General features: G+C 72.5%; 4 protein-coding genes. 2 read left to right on the forward strand and 2 right to left on the reverse strand.

Annotation, left to right across the window (positions count from 1 at the left end; all coding sequences use genetic code 11):
• Positions 1 to 503 (reverse strand): NADH-quinone oxidoreductase subunit I (locus E1258_RS31900; RefSeq protein WP_132407604.1); only part of this gene is annotated, 503 nt, incomplete at its 3' end.
• 104 nt (positions 504 to 607) lie between these two features.
• On the opposite strand from E1258_RS31900, the gene E1258_RS31905 reads away from it, so the two are divergent.
• Positions 608 to 856 carry a hypothetical protein gene (locus E1258_RS31905; protein WP_132407606.1) on the forward strand — a complete coding sequence of 83 codons (249 nt, stop codon included), beginning with the start codon at positions 608 to 610 and terminating at the stop codon, positions 854 to 856.
• A gap of 30 nt (positions 857 to 886) precedes the next feature.
• Here the strand turns inward: E1258_RS31905 and E1258_RS31910 are convergent, their stop codons facing one another.
• Positions 887 to 1303, reverse strand: coding sequence for an ester cyclase (locus tag E1258_RS31910; RefSeq protein ID WP_132407608.1), 417 nt, complete (start codon positions 1301 to 1303; stop codon positions 887 to 889).
• 232 nt (positions 1304 to 1535) lie between these two features.
• Here E1258_RS31910 and E1258_RS31915 point away from each other — a divergent pair.
• Positions 1536 to 2520 (forward strand): glutathione S-transferase family protein (locus E1258_RS31915; RefSeq protein WP_132407610.1); only part of this gene is annotated, 985 nt, incomplete at its 3' end.

Genomic DNA, 2520 nt, shown 5'->3' on the forward strand with positions numbered 1-2520 from the left:
GCGGTGGCCTCCTCCTTCGCCGGCTCGCCGTTGCGGTCGTGCGCGGGCGGCGGCGGGACGGTGGCCATCCACTCGCCGAGGTGGTCCTTGTCGTGCAGCAGGTCCCGGATGTCGTACTCGGCGTACTCGAACTCGGGCGACCAGTAGAGCGCGTCGAAGGGACAGACCTCGACGCAGATGCCGCAGTACATGCAGAGCGAGAAGTCGATGTCGAACCGGTCGAGCACGTTACGCTGGCGGGGACGGGCGGCGCCGGGCACCGCCACCTCCTCCTTGTGCGAGTCGATGTAGATGCACCAGTCCGGGCACTCGCGGGCGCAGAGCATGCAGACGGTGCAGTTCTCGGCCAGCAGGGCGATCACGCCCCGGGATCGGGGCGGCAGCTCGGGGGCGACGTCCGGGTACTGCTGCGTGGTCGAGCGGCGCGTCATCGTGCGCAGCGTGACCGCCAGCCCTTTCACCAGCCCCTCGCCGGGCACGCCCCGCTCGTTCATCTCGCCCATGCGCCCATCCTGCCCTGTGCCCCCCGGTGCGCGCGACCACCACCCGGCCCTTCGCGCGCTACGGTGACGGCGGGGAGAACGACACGCCGGGAAGGACCCGTCCCATGACCGCCGCGTTGCAGAGCGACTTCCCGCCCGAGGGCGGGTGGACGACCGACGACCTCGACGGGCTGCCCGAGGACGGTCGCCCCGCTCCTTGTCCCGGACGTGCTGGTGACGTCGTCCACACCAACCGGTTCGATCCGGTGAACGAGGTGTACACGGGAACCGGTCGCTGGACGAAGTTCGTCGACACCGGCGAGCCGTTCCCGGTGAACCTGTCGATCGCCCGGATCACGCCCCGGCACCTGTGACCGATCACGCCGCACGGGCCGGCGGCGGCTTCAGGGGCCGGTGACCGGCGGGAGCATCTCGACGCCGAGCTGCTGGAGAAGCTGGAACAGCTCCGTGGCGTGCCACACGTCGACGATCCGCCCCGCCGAATCGAAGCGCAGGAACGTCGCCCCGGAGAAGCTCGCCACCCGCCCGGTGGGCGGCACCGGGCCGAACGGTCCGGCCTGGGTGCCGGCGGCCCGCCAGCGTACGGCGACCCGGCCATCGGCGGCCAACACGTCCACGATCTTGTAGCGCAGGTCGGGGAAGGCCGCCCGCCGCTGCCGGTGCCAGGCCAGGGCCGCCTCCGGGCCGGTCCCGCCCAGCCCCGGGCACCCCGCCGCCACCAGCTCGTACGCGGACTCCTCGCGCTGGGCGTTCCACACGTCGGCGATGAAGCGTCGGGCCGCCGCCTCCACGTCGTTCACCCGAAAAGCCTAGCCACGCGGGCAGGCCGCCCCGCCTTCGCCGGACGGTGATCCGCCTCGTCGGACCCGGGCACGCGCCCAACCGCCCCGGCGGCCCGGGGAACACGGTCAACCGCCCTCGGCGGCCCCGGGGGCGGACCGCCCGCGCGTCGAACTTCGTTCTCGGCAGGCCCGGCGGCGGTGGATCGGCCAAGATGGGGCGGAGACGACGAGGCGGACACCAGGGGGCGATGTGGGCGACGAGGCAGGCACGACGACCGGCGGCAAGTACGTCGAGCCCGGCGGCGAGTTCACCCGGGACCAGCGGTACATCACCACCCGGATCACCGCCGACGGGCGGGACGGCTGGCCGGTCGAGCCCGGCCGCTACCGCCTGGTGGTCAGCCGCGCCTGCCCGTGGGCCAACCGGCTGATCATCGTGCGCCGGCTGCTCGGCCTGGAGGGCGCCATCTCGATGGCCGTGGCCGGGCCGACCCACGACGCCCGGAGCTGGACGTTCGACCGCGATCCCGGCGGGCGCGACCCGGTGCTCGGCATCGAACGCCTCCAAGAGGCGTATTTCGCGCGGTTCCCCGGCTACGAGCGGGGCATCACCGTGCCGGCGATGGTGGACGTGCCAACGGGGCAGGTGGTCACCAACGACTACGCCCGGATGAGCCTGGACCTGTCGCTCCAGTGGACGGAGTACCACCGCGAGGGCGCGCCAGAGCTCTACCCGTCCCGGCTGCGCGACGAGATCGACGGGGTCAACGCCGTGGTCTTCGCCGACGTCAACAACGGCGTGTACCGGTGCGGGTTCGCCGGCAGCCAGGAGGCGCACGAGGCGGCGTACCACCGGCTGTTCGACCGGCTGGACTGGCTCAGCGAGCGGCTGTCCGGGCAGCGGTACCTGGTCGGGGACACCATCACCGAGGCCGACGTGCGGCTGTTCACGACGTTGGTCCGCTTCGACCCCGTCTACCACGGCCACTTCAAGTGCAACCGGAGCAAGCTGGCCGAGATGCCGGTGCTGTGGGCGTACGCCCGGGACCTGTTCACCACCCCCGGGTTCGGCGACACGGTCGACTTCGACGACATCAAGCGGCACTACTACGAGGTGCACCGGGACATCAATCCGACCGGGGTCGTCCCGCTCGGCCCGGACCTGGCGAACTGGCTCACCCCGCACGGCCGGGAGGCCCTCGGCGGCCGACCCTTCGGCGACGGCACCCCGCCGC

It is taken from the genome of Micromonospora sp. KC207, from assembly GCF_004348615.1.
GTDB lineage: Bacteria > Actinomycetota > Actinomycetes > Mycobacteriales > Micromonosporaceae > Micromonospora.

What these genes read in the sequence shown, in the direction of transcription:
- E1258_RS31905 (WP_132407606.1), top strand. Translation starts at nt 608, where the DNA reads ATGACCGCCGCGTTGCAGAGCGACTTCCCGCCCGAGGGCGGGTGGACG.